At 67.5% G+C, this 22,397-nt stretch carries 18 protein-coding genes; 10 read left to right on the top strand and 8 right to left on the bottom strand.

Features of this window, described 5'->3' with window-relative positions; translation table 11 throughout:
- Nucleotides 1-110: 110 nt before the first annotated feature.
- The gene (locus tag ACZ50N_RS08645; RefSeq protein ID WP_046363600.1) at nucleotides 111-653 is read right to left on the bottom strand and encodes an NADPH-dependent FMN reductase; all 543 of its coding nucleotides are present in this window, start codon (nucleotides 651-653) and stop codon (nucleotides 111-113) included.
- Between the two features lie 88 nt (nucleotides 654-741).
- Between ACZ50N_RS08645 and ACZ50N_RS08640 the strand changes: the two genes are divergently transcribed.
- The 3 genes from ACZ50N_RS08640 to ACZ50N_RS08630 are packed head-to-tail and all read left to right on the top strand — an operon-like array spanning nucleotide 742 to nucleotide 3,592.
- A complete protein-coding gene (locus tag ACZ50N_RS08640) occupies nucleotides 742-1,350 on the top strand; it encodes a TetR/AcrR family transcriptional regulator (RefSeq protein ID WP_073682427.1) in 609 nt (202 codons plus the stop codon).
- Nucleotides 1,347-2,432: a DNA polymerase IV gene (locus ACZ50N_RS08635; protein WP_046366093.1), complete on the top strand. Its 1,086-nt coding sequence runs from the start codon at nucleotides 1,347-1,349 to the stop codon at nucleotides 2,430-2,432. Before ACZ50N_RS08640 ends, ACZ50N_RS08635 begins: the two co-directional genes overlap by 4 nt.
- Before the next feature lie 11 nt (nucleotides 2,433-2,443).
- Nucleotides 2,444-3,592 carry an AAA family ATPase gene (locus ACZ50N_RS08630; protein ID WP_048425255.1) on the top strand — a complete coding sequence of 383 codons (1,149 nt, stop codon included), beginning with the start codon at nucleotides 2,444-2,446 and terminating at the stop codon, nucleotides 3,590-3,592.
- Between the two features lie 2 nt (nucleotides 3,593-3,594).
- Here the strand turns inward: ACZ50N_RS08630 and ACZ50N_RS08625 are convergent, their stop codons facing one another.
- Together ACZ50N_RS08625 and ACZ50N_RS08620 are read right to left on the bottom strand one after the other, a co-directional pair.
- Entirely contained in the window at nucleotides 3,595-4,458 is an 864-nt protein-coding gene (locus ACZ50N_RS08625) for an SDR family oxidoreductase (RefSeq protein ID WP_048425254.1), read from the bottom strand.
- Between the two features lie 41 nt (nucleotides 4,459-4,499).
- On the bottom strand, nucleotides 4,500-5,135 hold the full coding sequence (locus ACZ50N_RS08620) for a TetR/AcrR family transcriptional regulator (protein WP_110797969.1): 636 nt from the start codon (nucleotides 5,133-5,135) through the stop codon (nucleotides 4,500-4,502).
- Nucleotides 5,136-5,262: 127 nt separating this feature from the next.
- Between ACZ50N_RS08620 and ACZ50N_RS08615 the strand changes: the two genes are divergently transcribed.
- Nucleotides 5,263-6,744 (top strand): cytochrome P450, encoded by a 1,482-nt coding sequence (locus tag ACZ50N_RS08615; RefSeq protein ID WP_464475167.1) that lies wholly within the window; start codon nucleotides 5,263-5,265, stop codon nucleotides 6,742-6,744.
- 9 nt (nucleotides 6,745-6,753) lie between these two features.
- Here the strand turns inward: ACZ50N_RS08615 and ACZ50N_RS08610 are convergent, their stop codons facing one another.
- Nucleotides 6,754-7,242, bottom strand: a complete 489-nt coding sequence (locus ACZ50N_RS08610; RefSeq protein ID WP_464475166.1) for a 2-isopropylmalate synthase — start codon at nucleotides 7,240-7,242, stop codon at nucleotides 6,754-6,756.
- 442 nt (nucleotides 7,243-7,684) lie between these two features.
- Here ACZ50N_RS08610 and ACZ50N_RS08605 point away from each other — a divergent pair, with 442 nt between their 5' ends.
- Entirely contained in the window at nucleotides 7,685-8,464 is a 780-nt protein-coding gene (locus tag ACZ50N_RS08605) for a sulfite exporter TauE/SafE family protein (protein ID WP_464475165.1), read from the top strand.
- An 11-nt stretch (nucleotides 8,465-8,475) separates the two neighbouring features.
- On the opposite strand, the gene ACZ50N_RS08600 is transcribed toward ACZ50N_RS08605, so the two are convergent.
- Together ACZ50N_RS08600 and poxB are read right to left on the bottom strand one after the other, a co-directional pair.
- Nucleotides 8,476-9,528: a phosphotransferase family protein gene (locus tag ACZ50N_RS08600; RefSeq protein ID WP_464475164.1), complete on the bottom strand. Its 1,053-nt coding sequence runs from the start codon at nucleotides 9,526-9,528 to the stop codon at nucleotides 8,476-8,478.
- 9 nt (nucleotides 9,529-9,537) lie between these two features.
- On the bottom strand, nucleotides 9,538-11,274 hold the full coding sequence (gene poxB / locus ACZ50N_RS08595; protein WP_464475163.1) for a ubiquinone-dependent pyruvate dehydrogenase: 1,737 nt from the start codon (nucleotides 11,272-11,274) through the stop codon (nucleotides 9,538-9,540).
- A gap of 97 nt (nucleotides 11,275-11,371) precedes the next feature.
- Between poxB and ACZ50N_RS08590 the strand changes: the two genes are divergently transcribed.
- From ACZ50N_RS08590 to ACZ50N_RS08575, 4 genes are all read left to right on the top strand, one after another.
- Nucleotides 11,372-12,916: a molybdopterin-dependent oxidoreductase gene (locus tag ACZ50N_RS08590; RefSeq protein WP_464475162.1), complete on the top strand. Its 1,545-nt coding sequence runs from the start codon at nucleotides 11,372-11,374 to the stop codon at nucleotides 12,914-12,916.
- Between the two features lie 34 nt (nucleotides 12,917-12,950).
- Nucleotides 12,951-14,483, top strand: a complete 1,533-nt coding sequence (locus ACZ50N_RS08585) for an ATP-dependent DNA ligase (RefSeq protein ID WP_464475161.1) — start codon at nucleotides 12,951-12,953, stop codon at nucleotides 14,481-14,483.
- 126 nt (nucleotides 14,484-14,609) lie between these two features.
- Nucleotides 14,610-16,916 carry a carbon starvation CstA family protein gene (locus ACZ50N_RS08580; RefSeq protein WP_464475160.1) on the top strand — a complete coding sequence of 769 codons (2,307 nt, stop codon included), beginning with the start codon at nucleotides 14,610-14,612 and terminating at the stop codon, nucleotides 16,914-16,916.
- Nucleotides 16,916-17,053 (top strand): CstA-like transporter-associated (seleno)protein, encoded by a 138-nt coding sequence (locus tag ACZ50N_RS08575; RefSeq protein ID WP_413783410.1) that lies wholly within the window; start codon nucleotides 16,916-16,918, stop codon nucleotides 17,051-17,053. The genes ACZ50N_RS08580 and ACZ50N_RS08575 overlap by 1 nt, the downstream gene beginning before the upstream one ends.
- Before the next feature lie 4 nt (nucleotides 17,054-17,057).
- Here the strand turns inward: ACZ50N_RS08575 and ACZ50N_RS08570 are convergent, their stop codons facing one another.
- Nucleotides 17,058-18,104, bottom strand: a complete 1,047-nt coding sequence (locus tag ACZ50N_RS08570) for a TIGR03857 family LLM class F420-dependent oxidoreductase (RefSeq protein ID WP_464468483.1) — start codon at nucleotides 18,102-18,104, stop codon at nucleotides 17,058-17,060.
- Between the two features lie 65 nt (nucleotides 18,105-18,169).
- On the opposite strand from ACZ50N_RS08570, the gene ACZ50N_RS08565 reads away from it, so the two are divergent.
- The gene (locus ACZ50N_RS08565) at nucleotides 18,170-19,822 is read left to right on the top strand and encodes a medium-chain acyl-CoA ligase Mig (protein WP_464475159.1); all 1,653 of its coding nucleotides are present in this window, start codon (nucleotides 18,170-18,172) and stop codon (nucleotides 19,820-19,822) included.
- 75 nt (nucleotides 19,823-19,897) lie between these two features.
- On the opposite strand, the gene ACZ50N_RS08560 is transcribed toward ACZ50N_RS08565, so the two are convergent.
- A complete protein-coding gene (locus tag ACZ50N_RS08560) occupies nucleotides 19,898-22,189 on the bottom strand; it encodes a hypothetical protein (protein ID WP_464475158.1) in 2,292 nt (763 codons plus the stop codon).
- Between the last annotated feature and the right edge of the window lie 208 nt (nucleotides 22,190-22,397).

Here is a 22,397-nt window from a genome sequence, read left to right as displayed (position 1 = left end):
ACCCACCGACAGAACCGGCGTCCCGGGCGCCGCGCCGAAAAGCGGTCAGCAAACGCCATCGCCCGGCTTCGCGCAGGAGCGAGGCCGGGCGATGGCGAGAAAAGGGGACGTCAGCCGATCTCGGCGACCAACTTGCCGACGATGTCACGGACTTTCGCCGCCACCTCGGCGTTCTCCCGGGGATGCTTCCCGTCGAGCGACGCCGCGGGCAGAGACAACTCGAGATCCTCCACGACGCGCGGCCCGGCGATCCCGAACGACTTGCGGGTCTCGTCGTGGGCCCACACGCCGCCGTACTGCCCGAGCGCAGCGCCCACCACAGCCAGCGGCTTGTCCTTCAATGCACCGGCGCCGTACGGCCGCGACAACCAGTCGATCGCGTTCTTCAGCACGCCGGGAATACTCCCGTTGTATTCGGGGGTGACCACCAGCGCGGCGTCGGCGCCGGCGGCGGCCTCGCGCAGGGCTACCACGGGCTCCGGCGCGGACTCGTTGTCGATGTCCTCGTTGTAGAACGGGAGCTCGCCGAGGCGATCGAACCGTGCGATTGCGACTCCGTCGGGTGCGACTTCGGCGGCCAGTTCGGCGAGCTGCCGGTTGACGGACTCCTTCCGCAAGCTGCCGACCAGGACCAGGACCGTGTTCTGCGCCATCTCATCTCCTCGGGATCGTTGTGCTCGATACTTGCAGAGTTTAACCGGACTGCGGTCCGATTGATTCCGGCTGAGTTAAAGTTGCACAGTGAGCGCCTCTGATGGCCTGACGACGCTGTCGGTCAGCGATTCCGGCCCCCCCGAGCGGGGTGACGCCGCGCGCAACCGGGCATTGCTGCTGGAGGCCGCGCGCCGCCTGGTGGCCGAGCACGGCGCCGACGCCGTGACCACCGACGACATCGCCGCCGCCGCCGGCGTCGGCAAGGGCACGTTGTTCCGCCGGTTCGGCAGCCGCGCGGGCTTGATGATCGTGTTGCTCGACGAGGACGAGAAGGCCCAGCAGCAGGCCATCCTGTTCGGGCCACCGCCGCTCGGCCCGGGCGCGGCCCCGCTGGACCGGCTGATCGCCTACGGCCGCGAACGTCTGTGCTTCGTCAACAGCCACCACGCCCTGCTGTCGGACGTCGGCCGGGACCCCCAGATGCGCTTCAGCGCGCCCATGGTGCTGCACCATCGGCACGTGCGCGTGCTGCTCGAAGATGCCGGCACCACGGGCGATCTCGACGCTCAGACCACGGCACTGCTGGCGCTGCTGGACGCCGACTACGTCCACCACGAAACCGCCGACCGCGGCCGGACGCTGGATCGACTCGGCGACGCATGGGAGACGCTGGCCCGCAAGATCTGCGGGACATGACGACCGCGGGCCAGTCCAGCGGGTGGATCCTGCACGTGGACCTGGACCAGTTCCTCGCCTCGGTCGAACTGCAGCGCCACCCGGATCTGGTCGGCCTGCCCGTCATCGTCGGCGGCAGCGGCGACCCGACCGAGGCACGCAAAGTGGTCACGTGTGCGTCGTACGAGGCCCGGGCCCACGGGGTGCACGCGGGGATGCCATTGCGCGTGGCGGCCAGGCGCTGCCCCGACGCCACGTTCCTGCCGTCGGACCCGGACGCCTACGACGCCGCGTCCGAGCGCGTGATGACGGCGCTTCGGGACCTCGGCCACCCCGTCGAGGTGTGGGGCTGGGACGAGGCGTACATAGGCGCCGGCCAGGCCGACCCGTTCGCGCTCGCCCAACGCATCCAGGACACCATCACCACCGAGACCGGGCTGACCTGTTCGGTCGGCATCAGCGACAACAAACAGCGCGCCAAGGTGGCCACGGGCTTCGGCAAGCCGGGCGGGATCGCGGCACTGACCGACGAGAACTGGATGTCGACGATGGGTGATCGGCCCGTCGACGCACTCTGGGGCGTCGGGCCCAAGACAGCCAAAAAGCTTGCTGCGATGGGCATCACGACCGTCGCCGAGCTGGCGACCACCGACGCCCCCCTGTTGACCGCGACGTTCGGCCCGACCACCGGTCTGTGGATTCTGTTGCTCGCCAAGGGTGGTGGCGACACGACGGTCAGCGCCGCACCCTGGATACCGCGCTCCCGTAGTCATGTGGTCACGTTCGCCGAGGACCTCACCGACCCAGCCGACATGGCGGCTGCGGTCACCGACCTGACACAACGCACGCTGGCCGAGATCGTCGAGCAGCAGCGGGTGGTGTCCCGGGTGGCGGTCACCTTACGCACCGCGACGTTCCACACCCGCACCAAGATCCGCACGTTGCCGGCACCGACGGTCGACGCGGCCACGGTGGTCGCCACTGCACTGGCGCTGCTGGGCGACTTCGACCTCGACCGCCCCGTGCGACTGCTCGGCGTTCGCCTCGAACTGTCGATGCCCGACATGGCGACCGGCGAAGCGACTGTCGGTGCCGGGAGCTAGCGTCGGTTGCGATGTTGCACACCGTCGCCGTTCGTGGATACCGCTCACTTCGGGATCTGGTGCTGCCGCTGGGACGACTGACCGTCGTCACCGGCGCCAACGGCACCGGTAAGTCCTCGCTCTACCGGGCGCTTCGCCTGCTGGCCGACTGCGGTCGCGGCGAGGTGATCGGCTCCTTCGCCAGGGAGGGCGGCGTCGAATCGGCGATGTGGGCCGGTCCGGAACACCTCGGCGGCGCCCGACGGACGGGGGCCGCCCAGGGCGGTCCGCGGACCCGTCCCGTGTCCATCGAATTAGGTTACGCTGCTGACGATTTCGGATACCTGGTGGACTTCGGACTGCCGCAGGCGGTCGACTCGGCGTTCACCCGCGATCCGGAGATCAAACGCGAGTTGGTCTTCGCCGGCCCGGTCGCCCGCCCCACCACGACGCTGGTGCGCCGTGTGCGGGGCATGGTCGAGGTCGCCGCCGAGGACAGTCGCGGCTTCGACGAGTTGTCGCGGAATCTGCCGGCGCACCGCAGCGTGCTCGCGGAATGGGCGGGCGCCGCGCCCGAACTCGTGATGGTTCGGGAGCGGTTGCGGGACTGGCGGTTCTACGACGGTTTCCGTGCCGACGCCCACGCTCCGGCACGGCGCCCCCATGTCGGCACCCGCACGCCTGTGCTCGCCGATGACGGCTCGGATCTGGCCGCGGCGATACAGACGATCGTGGAGACCGGCGTCGACGACCTCGACCGTGCGGTGGCCGCCGCGTTCGACGGCGCGACGGTGTCGGTCTCGGTCACCGACGGGCTCTTCGACCTCCTGGTGCACCAGCGTGGCATGTTGCGACCGCTGCGCAGCGCCGAAATATCCGACGGGACATTGCGTTTCCTGCTCTGGTCGGCGGCGTTGCTGAGCCCGCAGCCGCCGTCTCTGATGGTGTTGAACGAGCCGGAGACGTCGTTGCACCCGGACCTGTTGCCGCCGCTGGCGGACCTGATCTGCGCCGCCGCCACGACGACACAGGTGATCGTCGTGACCCATTCCGCGACGCTGCGGGAGCGACTCGGCGGCGACGGCACAGCCGAGATCGAGCTCGTGAAGGACTGGGGCGAGACGACGATCGCCGGTCAGGAGCTGCTGACCACTCCCCCGTGGAACTGGGGTGCGCGCTGAGCTCAGCGGCGCCGCGGGGCCGGCCGCAGCGCGCGGGTGAACAGCACGTTCACCCGCGTCATCGCGAACGCGTACGGCCACCAGAAGAATCGCTTGGCGAAGTACAGCGCGCGGATGTCCACCGAGGTGTAGACCAGATAGCTGTTGCGTCGTACGCCACGCAGGATCTTGTCAGCCGCTTTCTCGGGCGACACCGCATGCCCGCCGAAGCGGTCGGTCCAGCGCTGCACGCGCGGGTCCTCGCGATCCACGCCGACGATCTGAACCGATTGCACCAGAGGCGTTTTCACCGCACCGGGCACCACCACCGACACCCCGATCCGGTGGCGTGCGAGGTCGAAGCGAAGCACCTCCGACAACCCACGCAGACCGTACTTGCTGGCTGAATAGGCCGCGTGCCACGGCAGAGCGACCAGACCCGCCGCCGACGAGACGTTGACCAGGTGGCCGCCACGGCCGGCCGCCACCATCGGCGGCACGAAACATTCGATGACGTGGATCGGCCCCATCAGATTGACGTCGATCATCGACTTCCAGTGCTGATGGGTGAGCTGACTGACAGTCCCCCACGCCGACACGCCCGCGATGTTCATCACGACGTCCATTGCGCCGTGGGCAGTGTGGATGTCGGCGGCGAAAGCCGTGACTGCGTCCAGGTCGGTGATGTCGAGCACGCGGTGCGCCGCGACGACCGCTCCGAGCGCCTGCGCATCGGACACAGTGGCGGCCAGCCCGTCGGCGTCGCGGTCGGTGAGATAGAGCTCGGCGCCCTGGGCCGCGAGTTTCAGTGCCGTCGCGCGTCCGATGCCACTGGCCGCGCCGGTGAGCAGACACCGTTTCGCCGCGAACCCGTCGCCGAGACCCATGGCACGGACACTACCGGCCGCTCAACGGGTAGCTGCGCGCCTCACCGCTCCGGCAGCCCCGCGCCGCCCCACAACCCGGCAATCCACAGCCGTTCGGCGATCGCGACAGCGCGATTCGCGTCCGTACCGCGCCCGACGAATGCGCTGTCCTGAGCCAGCGTCATCGACGTCACCGCGGTGAGCGTGCGCACGAGAGCGGAAAGATCATCGGACACCGGTTGCGCGCCGGAGTCCTGCTCGACCAAACCGACGATCTTGTTGACGACGATGTCCTGCATGTCGTCCATGATCGCCCGGATCTGCGCATCGGTGCTGCGGGCGGCGTTGCACGCGCCCATGATCGGATCGTTGGATGCGAACACGGCGGCGGCGTAGCCGACCATCCGCCTGGCAAAAGCCGGCACCGATTCTCCCGGCTCCCGCGGAGCGAAGTCGTGGGTGAGCTGGTCGAGTTCGGCCATCGCCTCGGCCACGATGACCGCGAGGACGGCGTATTTGGAATCGAAGTAGAAGTAGAAGCCCGAGCGGGCGACGCCGGCGCGCTCACTGATCGTGCTGACCGACAGGTCGGCAAAGGATCGTTCCTGGAGCAGCTCGCGCACGGCGGAGATGATGGCCTCCCGCTGGCGGTCACCGCGTGTCCGGCGGGGATCGCTGCTGACGGGATCGGCGGTCATGGCAATAAACATTGGCATTGCAATGCGTAGGACACAAACTCCACGAAACTTGACAGCCGTCAAGAACGTCGGCCAGGATGAGCGTCAGTGACATCGCCCACAGTCGCCTTCACTCAGGAGTGTCAAGATGCCGACGATCAGCGCTAAGGATTACTGGGTCGACCAGGCCAAACGACGTCTGAAGCCGACCCCCGTGACCATCCCCGGAATGGGCGCGGTCGAGAAGCGCCTGAAGAACACGGAATGGGACCGGTTCGTGTTCGCCCAACCGCCGGCAGGCAGCGACCTGAAGCCCATCACCGGTGACTCCGGGCTGCCGATCCTGGGGCACTTGATCGAGACGTTCCGCGGCGGCCCGGATTACATCCTCGAGCAGTACCGCAAACACGGCCCCATCTTCTACTCGCAATCGCCTGCCCTGTCCGCGGTGATGGCGCTGGGCCCTGACGCCACCCAGGCCGTGTTCACCAACCGCAACAAGGACTTCTCCCAGCGCGCCTGGGACCCGATCATCGGGCCGTTCTTCGACGGCGGGCTGATGCTGCTCGATTTCGACGAGCACCTGTTCCACCGCCGCATCATGCAGGAGGCGTTCACCCGCACCCGGCTCTCCGGATACGTCCCTCACGTCGACTCGGTGGCCACCCGCGTGCTGGCGAACGACTGGGTGTCAGACGATCCGCGCTTCCTGTTCTATCCCGCGATCAAGGAACTGACGCTCGACATCGCCTCCGAGGTGTTCATGGGTCATCCCGCGGGCACGGACCGGGAACTGGTCACGACGATCAATCAGGCGTTCACCACCACCACACGGGCGGGCAATGCCATCGTGCGCAAGCCCGTGCCGCCGCTGTCCTGGTGGCGCGGCATCAAGGCGCGGGACACGCTGGAGCGGTACTTCAAGAGCCGGATCGCCGAGAAGCGCCGCTCGGAGAGCACCGACATGTTCAGCGTGCTGTGCCATTCGCGGGACGAAGACGGCGGCACCTTCACCGACGATCAGATCGTCAGCCACATGATCTTCCTGATGATGGCGGCCCACGACACGTCCACCTCGACGATGACCACGATGGCCTACCACCTGGCCGCCAATCCCGAATGGCAGGACCGGTTGCGCGAGGAGTCTCAGCGCATCGGCGACGGGCCGCTCGACATCGAGTCGCTGGAGAAGCTCGAGACCTACGACCTGGTGGTCAACGAATCGCTGCGGATGATGACGCCGCTGCCGTTCAACTTCCGCCAGACCGTCCGTGACACGGAACTGCTCGGCTTCTTCATCCCCGCCGACACCGCAGTGGTGACCTGGCCGTCGATCAACCATCGACTGCCTGAGCTGTGGACCGATCCGGAGAAGTTCGATCCCGAGCGATTCTCCGAGCCGCGCAACGAGCACAAGCGGCATCGTTACGCATTCGCACCGTTCGGCGGTGGCGCACACAAGTGCATCGGCATGGTGTTCGGGCAGCTGGAGATCAAGACCGTGATGCACCGCCTCCTCACCCGGTACCGCCTCGAGCTCCCGAAGGCCGGCTACACCCCCCGTTACGACTACGGCGGCATGCCCGTGCCGCTCGACGGCATGCCCATCGTCCTGCGCCCGCTGCGTTGACCCGAGCCGTCAGGCCAGGAGGCGGTTGGCGCACGCGACCACCGCACGCAGCGCCGACTGCACCGGGTCGGACGCCAGGCCGAGGGACCACTCCACCCGAGTGCCGTTGGCGCCCTGGATGAATGTCGCGATGTCCGCTCCCGACGTGCGCTGGTGGAATGCTGTCATCTCCACCGCGATGCCCCACTCGTAGAGCATCGCGGTGAGGGCGGCGACGGGACCGCAGGCCGAGACCTCCGCGGTCCGGATGCGATCCCCGAGCGCCAGAGTGGCCCGGTAGGTCTGTGCCTGCGGCCCCCACCGGGTCGACGGGCGGTCCGTCTGGGCGCACGCCCACTGGCCGAGTCGCAGCGGGCCGGTGGTCGGCGCGAACTCGGCGACGAATTCGTCGTACGTGCTGCTGTCTGCGCTCGCGCGCAACGGCGCCGGGACGCGACCGGTCACCCGGGCCGCGAAGGACGAGTGCGACGGTGTCGCGGTGGCGATAGAAGAGTTCATGGTGTGCCGGCCTTGGGCTCGAGGAGAGCGACCGACGAAAGAGCAACGACCCACAGCGGGGGGTCGGTCTGGATCAGACCCCGCTGCGGGTTGCTACTACGAGTCGCCCTGGCACGTCGGCGATAGTAGTCTCCAGGACTGCGGGACAGCAAGCAATTTCGCGCCGCGGTTTGCCGTGTCGGATGCCGCCGCAACGCCGGCGAAATGCGCACCGCGAAATTACAGACCGGCTATCCCCGATGCGGCTGATGTTTGCCGGTCGAATCGAAAAACCTCTGTCACAACGTATTAACACGTTTTCGACGTTGCAATCGCCGACACCGCTCCCGCCAACAGTAAACACACCGTTGCGCGACAGCTAAGTCGATTACCCGCGAAATTATCACGATGCCATTTGCTCACAGCGACGGCGCGATCGCCGGAGCGTCGCGGTTCGGGCACAATGGGCCCAGTGTCAGGCCCCATGTCGTGGTCGCAGATGTTCCTCCTCGTTGCGGCCGGAGTCCTCGGCGGGCTCACCGGGAGCATCGCCGGTTTGGCCTCGGTGGCCACATATCCGGCCCTTCTGGTCACGGGTCTGCCGCCGGTGGCTGCGAACGTCACCAACACGGTCGCCTTGGTGTTCAACGGCGTCGGGTCCATCTTGGGATCACGGCCCGAACTGTCCGGGCAGCGCCAACGGGTGGTGCGGCTGTTGCCTGTCGCGGTCCTGGGTGGCGTGGTGGGTGCGGTGCTGCTGCTGTCCACGCCGGCAGAGGGATTCGAGAAGGTGGTGCCGCTGCTGCTCGGTGTCGCCTCGCTGGCGATCCTGGCCCCCGTGCCACCTCCCCCGCAGCCGGGCGACGGAACGCGGCGCCTAGCCTCCCGCAGAATCGTCGAGGCTGTTGCCGTCGCCGGAATCTGCGTCTACGGAGGCTATTTCGGCGCAGCGGCGGGAGTCCTGCTCCTCGCGTTCCTGTTGCGTTCCAGCGCAGAGAGTTTGGCGCACGCCAATGCCACCAAGAACGTCGTCCTCGGTGCGGCCAACCTCAGCGCCGCGGTGATCTTCGCCTGCGTCGCACCCGTGCACTGGCCGGCGGTCGCCGCATTGGGACTCGGCTGCCTCGTCGGCTCCCGGCTGGGCCCGGTCGTCGTCCGTCATGCACCCCAGGGACCGATGCGAGCGATCATCGGCGCGGCCGGCCTCGCCCTCGCGGTGAAGCTCGGCATCGACGCGTACTGACCCCCGACTCGTCACAAAAACACGTTGTCGCCCTGCGTGACTCGGGTCCCCAGTCGGATCAGGTTCTCCGCGGAGGTGTGCAGACGCTCCCCGGCTTCGGCACTGGCCCGGCCGGCCAGATACCGCGACCACGTGCCCTCGATGACGATGCCCAGCTTGAAACACGCCATCGCGACATACCAGTCGAGGTTGTCGGTGGACCGGCCCCCGGCCTCGCGATAGGCGATCAGCAGTTCTTCGCGACTCGCCAGTCCGCCGAGGTCGGCCAGCGCCGCACCGGCCTGGATCGGGTTCGGCCCGTCCGGCCAGCACACCAGCAGCCATCCCAGATCGAGCAGCGGGTCACCGATGGTGCACATCTCCCAGTCGATGAACGCGGCCAATTCGGGCACGTCGCGGCGCAGCAACACGTTGTTGAGGTGGCAGTCGCCGTGCATCACACCGGGTTCCGCTTCCGGCGGGAGGTTGGCCGCCAGCCACTCGGCGAGCCCGGTCACCGAGGGAAAGGACTCCGGCGCATAGTTGTCGTGCCGATAGCTTTCGAGCAGCCGCATGAACTGCGGAACCTGCCGGGCGACAAAAGAACCCGGACGCTTGAGCTCGCCCAGCGCGCTCCCCTGCCACGGCACCTGCCCGAGCTGGGCCAGACTCGCGACATAGGACAGGCCGACGTCGTGACGCATGCGCGCATCGCGCACGTAGGCGTCGTCGACGTCGGTGCCGGGATTGAAGCCGTCGATGCATTCCATCAGGTAGAACACCACCCCGAGAACATCGAGATCGTCGCAGCCTGCGATCAATTCGGGGTGCGGGACCTTTGATCCGGCCAGTGTGCGAAGCACCGCGATCTCGCGCCGCATGGTGTCGTCACTTGTCGGCCGCGGATGCTCGGGCGGGCGGCGCAGCACCATCGGCCGTCCGTCGACGCTCAGCGCCACGACGATGTTCTGGGAACCGCCGGTCAGTGGCGCGACGTCGTCGACGGTGGACCCGAGCCCGATCGTACGAATCCAGGTCTGCAGCGCATCGATGTCGGACGCAGACAGTGTCACCTCGACTGGCATGGTGTCAGGTCAATCCAGGATGCGGCGCGCGACGTTGGTGGTGACGAGATCGAGCAATTCGTCGGACCGGCCGGCGAGAATGGTCCGGATCGCGTACAGCGAGAAGCCCTTCGCCTGTTCGGCGGTGATCGCAGGCGGGATCGACAGTTCCTGGCGTGCAGTGACCACGTCGACGACAGCAGGACCGTCCACCGCGAATGCGTCGGTGAGGGCCTGCTCCAGCTGCGCCGGGTGCTCGACGCGACGGCCCAGGATTCCCATGGATTCGGCGACCGCTGCGAAGTTCGGATTCGCCAGTTCGGTGCCGTAGTTGACGATGCCCGCGGCCTTCATCTCGAGTTCGACGAAGTTCAGCGACGAGTTGTTGAACACCACGAGCTTGACCGGCAACCGGTTCTGCACCAGCGTGATCAGATCGCCGAACAACATGGTCAGTCCTCCGTCGCCGGCCAAGGCCACCACCTGGCGACCGGGCTGCGCGGTCTGCGCGCCGATCGCCAACGGCAGCGCGCACGCCATCGTGCCGTGGTTGAACGATCCGATCAGCCGGCGGCTGCCGTTCATCTGCAGGTAGCGTGCGGCCCACACCACCGGCGATCCGACGTCCACGGTGAACACCGCGTCGGAGGCGGCAATCCGATTCACCTCGGCAGCAAGGTATTCCGGTAGGATCGGGGTGCGATCGCGGTCGTTGCCCGCCAGTTTGTCCAGCGTCGCGCGCGTCTTGCGATAGTGCCGCAGCGAGCGCTCCAGGTGCGCGGTGTCGCTCTTCGGCCGCAGCAGCGGCATCAGCGCGGACACCGTGTCCTTGACCGTGCCCACCAGGGGTAGGTCGACAGGAGTGCGGCGCCCGAGGTTCCGGCCGCGGATGTCGACCTGGATCACCCGAGCGTGGTCGGGATAGAACTGCTGGTAGGGAAAGTCGGTGCCCAGCATCAGCAGGGTGTCGCATTCCTTGATGGCCTTGTATCCCGACGCGAAGCCGAGCAGCCCCGTCATCCCCACGTCGAACGGGTTGTCGTACTCGATGAACTCCTTGCCGCGCAGCGCGTGGACGACAGGCGCTTTCAGCAGATCGGCCAGTGCCACCAGTTCGGCGTGCGCGCCCTCGACGCCGGCGCCCCCCAGGATCGTGACCGCCTGCGCCGCGTTGAGGAGCTCGGCCGCCTGGCGCAGTGATGCGTCGTCGGGCCGCACCACCGACGTCGTCGCGCGCACAGGCCGGGACTGCCACGCCGTCGGGTCGGCCTTCTGCAGGAAGATCTCCCCGGGCACGACGACGACCGCGACACCCGATTCCTCGACCGCAGTCCGCATCGCCATGTACAGGATGCGGGGCAGCATGTCGGGTGTGCTGACCAACTCGCAGTAGACACTGCAGTCCCCGAACAGCTCCTGCGGGTGCGTCTCCTGGAAGTACTCCGAGCCGATCTCCGTCCTCGGGATGTGCGCGGCGATCGCCAAAACCGGCACACGGCTGCGCTGGGCGTCGAAGAGACCGTTGATGAGGTGGAGGTTTCCGGGTCCGCAGCTGCCCGCGCACACCGCCAACCCGCCGGTGATCGCTGCGTCGGCGGCTGCGGCGAACGCCGCGGTCTCCTCGTGTCGTACGTGCTCCCAAGTGATTTCGCCGGACCGGCGTAGCGCGTCGGTGAATCCGTTCAGGCTGTCCCCGGGCAGGCCATAGACCCGCCGGACGCCGCTGGCGTGCAGAGCTTCGATGACGTGATCGGCGATGGTGGCCACACCAGGAACCCTAGTGCGACGTGCGGCCCCCGGCATCGGTGTCGACGACACCATTCGGTAAGGGTTGCTGACGCACGCCGCCGGTAGGTTGGGCGCCATGACCACTCAAGGCGACAAGGCTGCCCGCGGCGTCGCTGCCGCTGCGGTGGCGGTCGGGGTGGCGCAGCTCGTCGGCGCCGCGTTCGGCCCGCAGGCCGACGTCCGCACCGCCGTCGGCTCGTCGGTCATCGAGCGGACCCCCGGCCCGCTCAAGGAGTGGGCAATCCAGACGTTCGGCACCGCGGACAAGCTCTTCCTGACAGTCGCGGTGCTGGTCGTCGTCGCGGCACTGGCGATCATCGCGGGCATCGTGGAGACGCCGCGACGGCCGTGGGGCAGCGCGATGATCGTCGCGGCGGGCGCGCTCGGGTGTGCGGCGGTGCTGTCGCGACCGGGCGCCGGCGTCGTCGACGTCGTGCCCACGCTGGTGGGTGCCGCCTGCGGTGTCGCGGTGCTGCGGTTCCTGACCTCCCGCCGGTTCACCGGTGATGGTGATGGAGACGGTCCCGACGCCCAGGACGACACCCAGGACAGAACCGACCGCGGGAGGCGGCGCTCGCTGATCACGCTGGGGCTGCTCGTCGCGGGCGCGGCCAGCGGTGTGGCGGGCGTGGTGATCACCCGTCTGACGTCGTCGGTGTCCGGCGACCGCAACGCGTTCGCACTCCCCCGCATCACCAAGTCCGCGGCCCCGATCCCCGCCGACGTGCAGCCCCCCGAGGTGGCGCTGCCGTCGTTCGTCACCGCGAACGACGAGTTCTACCGGATCGACACCGCATTGACGGTGCCGCAGGTGAGCCGTGAGGCGTGGAAACTGCGAATCCACGGCATGGTCGACCGCGAGGTCACCGTCGACTTCGCCGATCTGGAACGCTTCGAGGTGGTCGAACGGGTGGTGACGCTGACCTGCGTGTCGAATCCCGTGGGCGGGGAACTGATCTCGAACGCGGTGTGGACCGGCTATCGCGTGGCCGACCTGCTCGCCGAGGCCGGTGTGCGCCCCGACGCCGACATGGTGTTGTCGACGTCGGTGGACGGGTGGACGGCTGGCACCCCGGTCGAGGCGCTGACTGCCGACGATGCACTGCTGGCGGTCGGCATGAACGGTCAGCCGCTGCCGATCGAGCACGGCTATCCGGCGCGCCTCGTCGTTCCGGGCCTCTACGGGTATGTGTCTGCGACGAAATGGGTGACCGACCTCGAACTCACCCGGTTCGACCGGGCTGAGGCGTACTGGACCAAATTGGGCTGGGCGGCGCGCGGACCGATCAAGACCGAGTCGCGCATCGACATCCCGAGGGCTGGCCAGGACGTCACGGCAGGGCCCAACCGGTTCGGCGGGGTGGCGTGGGCGCAGAAACGCGGTGTGCGCGCCGTGGAGGTCAAGATGGACGACGGCGAGTGGCAGCAGGCCACGCTCGGTGCCGCGTATTCCAACGACACCTGGCGGTTGTGGAGCTTCGACTGGCAGGCCACACCGGGCTTCCACACCATCACCGTGCGCGCCACCGACAACAGCGGCTACACCCAAACGCCGGACCGTGCCGACCCGGTGCCCGACGGCGCCACAGGATGGCATTCCATCACGTTCAACGTGAGGTGAGCCCGCTGTCGGACCCCCGTGTCAGGGTGTGTGCGTGCTCTTGACAGATGTCGCGCAGGCCTCCGCGGATGTCGCGGCCTCGTCGTCGCGGTTGGCCAAACGCGCGCGGATCAGCGAGCTGCTGAGCCGGGCCGATGACTCCGAGACGGTCTCCGTGGTGGTGTCGTGGTTGTCCGGTGAGCTCACCCAGCGGCAGATCGGTGTCGGATGGGCTGCGCTGCGCGCCCTACCCGGACCCGCCGCGGCGCCGGCGCTCACGGTCGGCGAGGTGGAGGCGACCTTCACAGAGATCGGGGTGACGGCGGGCAAGGGGTCACAGGCGCGTCGCGCGGAACTGCTCAACGGATTGTTCGCCGCGGCCACCGACGTCGAGCAGGCCTTTCTGCGCCGGCTGCTCGGCGGGGAACTGCGCCAGGGCGCGCTGATCGGGGTGATGGCAGACGCGGTCGCCGCCGCCTCCGGGGTGCCGGCTACAGCCGTCCGGCGGGCCGCGATGCTCAGCGGCGATCTGCCGTCGGTGGCGGCTGCGGCGCTCTCGGATGGTCAGGCGGCGCTCGAGCAGTTCACGCTGCGGGTCGGCACGCCGGTCGGCCCGATGCTGGCGCAGACCGCGACCGACGTGGCGGACGCGCTCTCGCGCCTCGGCGGCACCGCGGTCTTCGAGGCCAAGCTCGACGGCGCCCGCGTGCAGATCCACCGGAACGGTGATGAGGTGTCGATCTACACCCGCAGCCTCGACGACGTGACATCGCGGCTGCCCGAGGTGGTCGACGCGGTGCTGGCGCTGCCGGTGACCGACCTCATCGCCGACGCGGAGGCCATCGCGCTCAGACCCGACGGGCGCCCGCACCGATTTCAGGTCACCGCCTCGCGGTTCGGGCGTCGGGGCACCACCGGCCCGAGCGAGCAGCAGCTGTCGGTGTTCTACTTCGATCTGCTGCGCGCCGACGGAACCGATCTTCTGGACCGTCCGGCACACGAGCGCATCGCGGTCATGGGTGCCCTCGTGCCACCCGAACAGCGGGTCGATCGGCTGGTCACCTCCGATCCCGGCGAGGCACAACACTTCCTGGACACCACGCTGGCGGCAGGTCACGAGGGCGTGATGGCGAAGTCCGTCGAGGCCGCCTACGAAGCCGGACGCCGCGGTGCCGGCTGGCTGAAGATCAAACCGGTGCACACCCTCGATCTGGTGGTGCTGGCGGTCGAATGGGGATCCGGCCGGCGCACCGGCAAGCTGTCGAACATCCACCTCGGTGCCCGCGACGAGACGACGGGCGAGCTGAAGATGCTCGGCAAGACGTTCAAGGGGATGACCGACGAGATGCTGGCCTGGCAGACCGAGAGATTCCTGTCGCTGGCCGACGGATCGACGGACGGATACGTGGTCAGGCTGCGCCCGGAGCAGGTCGTCGAGATCGCGTTCGACGGAATCCAGACCTCGACCCGCTACCCCGCCGGGATGGCCCTGCGGTTCGCACGAGTCCTGCGCTACCGCGACGACAAGACAGCCGACGAGGCCGACACCGTCGCCGCCGTGCGGGCGTTCCACGAACGCGCCGACTGACCCGGAAGTCGACGTCGACGTCGACGAGAGTTAAACCGGGGTTCGGCCGCGAGCCGGGATCGTCCGGTGCGACCATCGACAGGTCCAGCATTGCGCCGCGCCGACGAGGGAGGGATTGGCAGGCTTATGGCCACACCGACCGCCGCACCATGGGACCGCATCGAAGAATCCGACGGGGACATCACCTACGTCCGCACCGACAAGGATCTACCCCCGGTCGCGATCATCGATCGCTCACCGATCACCACCAAGCACAAGATCATCTTCGCGGTGGTGGCAGTGCTCGGTGCGCTGGCGTGGGCGATGATCGCCTTCTTCCGTGGCGAAACGGTGAACGCGGTCTGGTTCGTCGTCGCGGCGGTCTGCACCTACGTCATCGGCTACCGGTTCTATGCGCGCCTGATCGAGATGAAGCTGGTACAGCCGCGCGACGAGATCGCTTCGCCTGCTGAGGTTTTCGAAAACGGCACCGACTACCTGCCCACCGACCGGCGGGTGCTCTACGGTCATCACTTCGCCGCGATCGCGGGGGCGGGCCCGCTCGTCGGGCCCGTGCTGGCCACGCAGATGGGTTATCTGCCCGGCGCGATCTGGATCATCATCGGCGCCGTCGTCGCCGGCTGCGTGCAGGACTACCTGGTGCTCTCGATATCGGTGCGCCGCCGCGGCCGGTCCCTGGGCCAGATGGCCCGCGATGAACTCGGCGTGGTCGGCGGCATCGCCGCGATCGTGGGCGTGCTGGTGATCATGGTGATTCTGCTGGCCGTGCTGGCACTCGTGGTGGTGGGCGCACTGGCCGAGAGCCCGTGGGGCGTGTTCTCGATCGCCATGACGATCCCGATCGCGATATTCATGGGTCTGTATCTGCGCTTCCTGCGCCCCGGCCGGGTCTCTGAGGTGTCGCTGATCGGCGTGGCGCTGCTGCTGTTGGCTGTCGTATCGGGCGGCTGGGTGGCCGAAACGTCCTGGGGCGTCGAGTGGTTCACGCTGTCGAAGGTGGCCCTGTCGTGGTGCATCATCATCTACGGGTTGGCCGCGTCGGTTCTGCCGGTCTGGCTGCTGCTCGCGCCTCGCGACTACCTGTCGACGTTCATGAAGGTCGGCACCATCGCGCTGCTGGCCGTCGGCATCCTGCTCGCCCGGCCGGTGATGGAGGCCCCGGCGATCTCGTCGTTCGCCGCCAGCGGCTCGGGCCCGGTGTTCGCCGGCTCGCTGTTCCCGTTCCTGTTCATCACGATCGCCTGCGGCGCACTGTCGGGTTTCCATTCGCTGATCTCCTCGGGCACCACGCCCAAGCTGTTGGAGAAGGAAAGCCAGATGCGGCTGATCGGCTACGGCGGCATGTTGACCGAGTCGTTCGTCGCGATCATGGCGCTGATCACCGCCGCGATCCTCAACCAGCACCTGTACTTCGCGATGAACGCCCCGTCGGCATCCACGGGCACCACCGCGCAGAGCGCCGCCGACTACGTCAATGGGCTCGGCCTCTCTGGCGCCCCGATCAGCGCCCAGGAGATCTCCGATGCGGCGCGCAGCGTCGGCGAGGAGACGATCGTGTCCCGCACCGGCGGCGCACCGACGCTGGCGTTCGGGATGTCCGAGGTGCTGCACCAGGTCTTCGGTGGAACGGGGCTCAAAGCGTTCTGGTACCACTTCGCGATCATGTTCGAGGCCCTGTTCATCCTGACCACCGTTGATGCCGGCACCCGGGTGGCGCGCTTCATGCTCTCCGACGGACTGGGCAATCTCGGTGGGCCACTGAAGAAGTTCCGCAACCCGAGTTGGCGGGTGGGCGCCTGGCTGTGCAGCGTGATCGTCGTCGCCGCCTGGGGCAGCATCCTGCTGATGGGCGTCACCGATCCCCTCGGTGGCATCAACACGCTGTTCCCACTGTTCGGCATCGCCAACCAGCTGCTGGCCGCGATCGCGCTGACGGTCGTGACCGTGGTCGTCATCAAGCGCGGATTGCTGAAATGGGCCTGGATTCCCGGTGTTCCGCTGCTGTGGGACCTCATCGTGACCATGACGGCGTCCTGGCAGAAGATCTTCTCCGGCGATCCGAAGGTGGGCTACTGGACCCAGCACTTCTCGTATCGCAACGCCAAAGAGGCCGGCGAGACGTCGTTCGGTGCCGCCAAGAACGCCGACCAGTTGGACGCCGTCATCCGCAACACCTTCATCCAGGGCACGCTGTCGATCATCTTCGCGGCGTTGGTGATCATCGTGTTCGTCGCCGGGGCGGTCGTCGCGCTGCGCGCGATCCGCGGACACGGTGCGCCGCTGACCGAGGACGAGCCGGTACCGTCGCGGATGTTCGCACCCTCGGGCATGTTCCCCACCGCCGCCGAGAAGGAGGTGCAGAAGCAATGGGACGCCTTACCGAAGGAACACGCCGGGCACTCCACCAGATCAGCTGGTACTGGCAGTCATTGATGGGTGACAACCACTACGAACGCTATGTGGAGCACCGTGCCCGGCAGCACGCCGGCGAAGCGGTGATGTCGGAACGCGAGTACTGGCGGCACCGGCACGCCGCGGCCGACGCCAACCCCGGCGCGCGCTGCTGCTGAACCGTCAGGACTCCGCGGTGCGATAGGCCGCGACGATCGGCGCCAATTCATCGGGTGTCGCCCCGTGCATGATCACCGCGTCGGCACCGTGGTCGAACTCTGCCCGCACCCGGGCCGCACACTGTGGCGCCGAACCCGTCGCCGCCGCCTCGAGCCATTCGTCGGGAATGAGCGTGGCGATGTGCTCGATCTGCCCCGCGGTCGCTTTGTGGTCGATTCCGCCGGCCACCGACTGCACCACGGCATCATCCCGAAAGCGTTGCAGCACGGCCGGATCCCATCCGTTGGTGCGGACCAGCAGATCGCCGTAACCCTGAAGGTAGGTGGCCAGCCGAGCCACCGTCTTCTTCAGCCGCAGCTCCTCGGGGAGATGGTCGCCGACGGTGGCCAGACACGACCAGACCCGCACCGCGTCGGGGTCCCGCCCGGCCTGCTCGGCAGCGCCTTTGACGATCCGGACCGCTCGCTGCAGTGTCTCCGGGGTGAAGTAGGTGTGCAGGATGACGTCGTCGAACTGGCGGCCGCCCAATGCCAGCGTCTGCGGGCCGAACGCGACGATCGCCAGCCGGATGTCCTCGTCGAAGTCACCGTCGAGGTAGAGCACCGGGTACTGACCGATGGGCCCGTCGTGCCCGACGATGGCCCCGCCGCGCCACAGCGTGCGCATCACCTGCGCGAAATCCTCCATCTGGGCCGTGGTCACCGCCGGTACCCCGAAACCCTGGTAGATGGCGGCGATTCCGCGGCCGATGCCGAGGGTGAACCTGCCTCCCGAGAGTCGGTGCATCGTCGTCGCCCACGAACCGGTGATCAACGGATGGCGGGTGTTGTGGTTGGTTGCCGCCGTCGCGATCTGCATGCGTTCGGTCACCGCCAGCGCAGCGCCCGTCAACGACGCGGCCTCCTTGACGTTCCACCGCTCGGAGATGAACGCGGTGCCGAACCCGAGCGCCTCCCCCTGCCGGGCTTCGTCGAGCAGGCCGGCCGGGCCATCGCCGCCGGCACCGGCCAACAGGTAGTAGCCCAGCTCGTCGAGCACGCGCTCACTCATGGCAAGACCATACAACTTTCCGACATGTGTTCACTCGGTTGACAGCGCGGTCTAGAGTCCACACCATGTCAGAGCCGACGCACTTCACCGTCCCCGGCGCCATCGACGCGATCGCCGCGGCGATCGGCGACCGCGAGTTCATCGTGGCCGGCGATCGGCGGTTCACCTACGCGCAGATCGTCGAACGATCGAATCGACTGGCGCGCTACCTCCACGATCAGGGCCTGGGGTGCCACACCGAGAGATCAGCGCTGCCCGGCCACGACGTCGGTCAGGATCTGCTGGGCATCTACGCGCACAACGGGGCTGAATACGTCGAGGGCATGCTGGGCGCCTGGCGCGCCCGGGTCGCGCCGTTCAACGTCAACTACCGCTACGTCAAGAGTGAGCTGCAGTATCTGCTGGCCGACGCGGGCGCCACGGCGATGCTCTATCACGCCGCGTTCGCGCCGCGCCTGGCCGAGGTTCTCCCCGACCTGCCGTCGGTGCGGGTGCTGATTCAGATCGCCGATGACTCCGGTCACGAATTGCTGCCCGGCGCTGTGGATTACGAGTCAATCGTGGCCGACGGGCCGGCCGATCCGCCACCGGTCGAACCCTCACCCGACGACCTCTACGTGCTCTACACCGGCGGCACCACCGGCATGCCCAAAGGTGTGCTGTGGCGATCGCACGACATCTTCATGGCATCGTTCGGCGGGCGCAGCCTCTACACCGGCGAGGTGGCCACCAGCTACGCCGATCTGGCCTCGCGATGCGCCGAGTCGCCCGGCACGAAGCTGCTCGTGTTGCCGCCCTTGATGCACGGCGCCGCCCAATGGGCCGTCATGACCTCGATGACGATGGGCCAGACCGTGGTGTTCTCGGCGGTCACCGACCACCTCGACGTCGACGACGTGGTGCGCACGATCGAACGCGAGAAGGTGCTGACCGTGACCGTGGTCGGCGACGCAATGGCACGCCCGCTGGCCGACGCGTTCGAACGCACGGACGCCGATCTCTCCTCGTTGGCCGTCGTGGCCAGCGGTGGCGCCCGGCTGACTCCGACCGCCAAGCAGCGACTGATCGACACCAAGCCGAACCTGATGGTGGTCGACAGCGTGGGCTCGTCGGAGACCGGAGCGCAGATGACTCACATGTCGGCACCGGGTGCGGTGTCGACGGGCACCTTCACGGCCGGCCCCGACACGTACGTCGTCGCAGAGGATCTCGGCACGATCCTGCAGCCGGGCCACGACGGCATCGGGTGGCTCGCGCAGCGCGGCTACGTCCCCCTCGGCTACAAGGGCGACGCGACGAAGACGGCAGCCACCTTCCCGGTCATCGATGGCATCCGCTACTCCGTTCCGGGTGACCGTGCCCGTCACCTCGCCGACGGCGTGATCGAACTGCTGGGCCGGGATTCGGTGACCATCAACTCCGGCGGGGAGAAGATCTTCGCCGAGGAGGTGGAGACCGCCGTCGCGTCGCACCCTGCCGTCGCCGACGTCGTGGTCGCGAGCAGACCCAGCGACCGGTGGGGGCAGGAAGTGGTCGCCGTCGTCGCGCTCGCAGACGGTGTCGAGGCCACAGCCCAGGAGCTGATCGACCATGCGAGCACCGTGCTCGCCCGCTACAAGCTGCCCAAGGCCGTGGTGTTCCGGCCGGTCATCGAGCGGAGCCCGGCCGGCAAGGCTGACTACCGCTGGGCCCGCGAGCAGGCAACCGCCGAAAGCTGAACTGACGCAACGGTTCCCACACAAAGCAGCGGTGCGCCGCCTGAAGTCAGGCGACGCACCGCTGTTGTGACGAGATCAGGCGACCTGGCAGGCCGACGCGTCGAGCACGCACAGATCCTGGTTGGCGCCGAGCAGGCCGCCGGACTGCGCACCTGCGAAGCTCAGCAGGTTGCTCTGCGCGCTGTCCTTGCCGTAGGGCGTGTAGAAGTCGTAGTCCGCCAACCCCTTCGACGCGTTGTAGATGTTGGGCAGCGGGATCGTCCCGAACAGGGTGCGCAGTTCGTAGCGCGTCTTGTCGCCGTTCGGATCCGGCATCGAGTAGTACCCCTCGCCGAACGGGGAGTTGCCCATGTACTTCATGTTGAAGATCGAGCCGACCGGCGGCACCTCGCCCTTGTTCGTGCCGACCCCGTTGACCGAGCTGTTCACGTCGGTCACCAGGATCGCCTTCGAGTAGCCGCGGGAGATGTCCCACTGCGTGCTCACATCGGCGTCGACGCTACCGATCTTGACTCCCTTGGAGTCGTACACGTCGAACTGCTGGTAGCCCTGGACGATGACCTCGCGCGGCGGCAGGCCGTTGACCCCGGTGTAGGTGATGTCCGACGTGGGCTTGAAGGTGTAGTCACCAACCGTGTACGAGCTGCGGGTCGGCTCCTCCGAGGCGTTGAAGCTCAGCGGCAGCTCGTCGACGACCTGGCCCTTGCGAGTCTGCGAGATCAGCAGCGTCTTGGTGATGTCCTTGCCCGGCTGAGGCTTTGAGTAGTACAGCGCGTAGGAGAACTCGTCTTTCCAGTAGATGATGTTGTACACGGTCCCGACCGGCGGGATGTCGCCGGCGTTGACGCCGGAAGCCCCGTCCGTGGAGGTGACGATGATCGCCTCACTGGTGGTGCCCCAGAAGTCCGACGTCACGGTCGCGACGCCGTCGAACGTGCCGACCAGCTTATTCGTGCCTTCTTCGTAGACGCCGAACTTCTGCGTGCCCTGGATCGCGTTGAACAGCGGTTCGTAACCGACGAACCCGGTGAAGTTCAACGTGTCATTTGTGACCGGCTTGATGTAGTACCCGTCCTGGGTGTGGATCGGCCGGTTGATTCCCTCGTAGTCGGTGAGGAAATCGGCTCCGCTGTAATTGATCCGGAACGGATCGGGGTTCATCCGGAACGACCCGAAGCGGGTGATGTACTTATAGGTCACCACGTCCTTGCCGTCTTGGGCGAGCGCCGAGTACTGCGTGCCGCCGCGGCCGTTGGTGACGACAGCGAAGATCGAACCGACCGGCGGGATGTCGCCGTTCTTGACACCGATGTTCGTGCCGTCGGCCTTGTTCGTGACGTCGAGGACGACGATCTGCAGCGACCGGTTGCCCGAACCGATGTCGTTGTTGATCGCGACCAGACCGTGAATGGTCCCGACCGTGTTCCCGTCAGCGTCCACGAGGTCGAAGTCCTGCTTGCCCTGCAGAACGCCAGGGAACGCCGGCACCATCGTGTACTTGCCGTAGAACGACGTGATCGTGGGCTCCCCCACCGGGACGACCTTGAGGCCGTTCCACACCATCGTCGGATCGTCCTGCTGCGCCTGCGACTCGAGTTCGCGGCGCGACACCGCAGCGGCCAACCAGGCGAACGGCGAATTGGCGTTGGGCGCGGCGGGCGCATTGCCGGTGAACGCGTCGAGGAACTTCTTGAAGAGTGTCACGAGCGGGCCCTGCGAGACCGTCGTCGTGGACGCCTCTTCGGTGTCCGTCACAACAGCGTTCGATGCGACAGTGGCGGTCTTGGCCGTCGAGACGTTGATCAGCGTCTTGGGGGTCGTCGCCGCCTCGGGGGCGTCCACGGTGATGGCCGACAACAGACCCTTCAGGCCCTTGGTTTCCTTGGTGGTCTTCGTCGGCGCGACGTCGTCGGGTGCAGTGACCGTGGAGCTCTCGGTGTCGTCACCGGACGACGCACCGGCATCGGCCGGCTTCCAGGACCAACGCTTCTTGGGCGGCGTCTTGACGGAGTCGTCGTCACCGGGGGCCTCGGCTGCGTCGTCCGAGGGCACGGTCGGGGTGTCGGACGAGTCGGTCTCGGTGCCGGGCTTGGGCTTCGGTCCCTTGAACAGATCGGCCCAGACGTTCTTGCGGTCCTTCTTGCCGAATCCCTTGCCGGCGTCGCTGTCGTCGGTGTCCTTGGTGTCCTTGGTGTCCTTGGCGTCCTTGGACTCTTTCGACTCCTTGGACGTCTCTTTGGTGGTGTCCTTGCTCGTCTCGCTACCGGCGGCCCCGCCGCCCGCCGTCGCGCCGGACGTGTCGGAGGCGGATCCGCCCGATGTCGATCCCGTGGAATCCGCGTAGGCGACCCCCTGGCCTCCCGCCACAACCGCAGCACCCACACCAAGGGCGACCGCCAGGCCCCCGATTCGACCGACGTAACAACCAGCGTTCATTACTCTCCCCAGGGACTACCAGCGACTTGTGACCGAAACTATACAATCGCGGACCGCTTCCACAGCCCGTTTCCAGCGTTAGCCAGAAAACTTTCTCTATTTTGCTGAACGACGGGTGACCGCCGCCTGATCCTCCGCC

The organism is Mycolicibacterium obuense (genome assembly GCF_055397605.1).
Note: the sequence above shows the minus strand (reverse complement) of the source record. Positions and strands in the feature narration are given on the sequence as shown.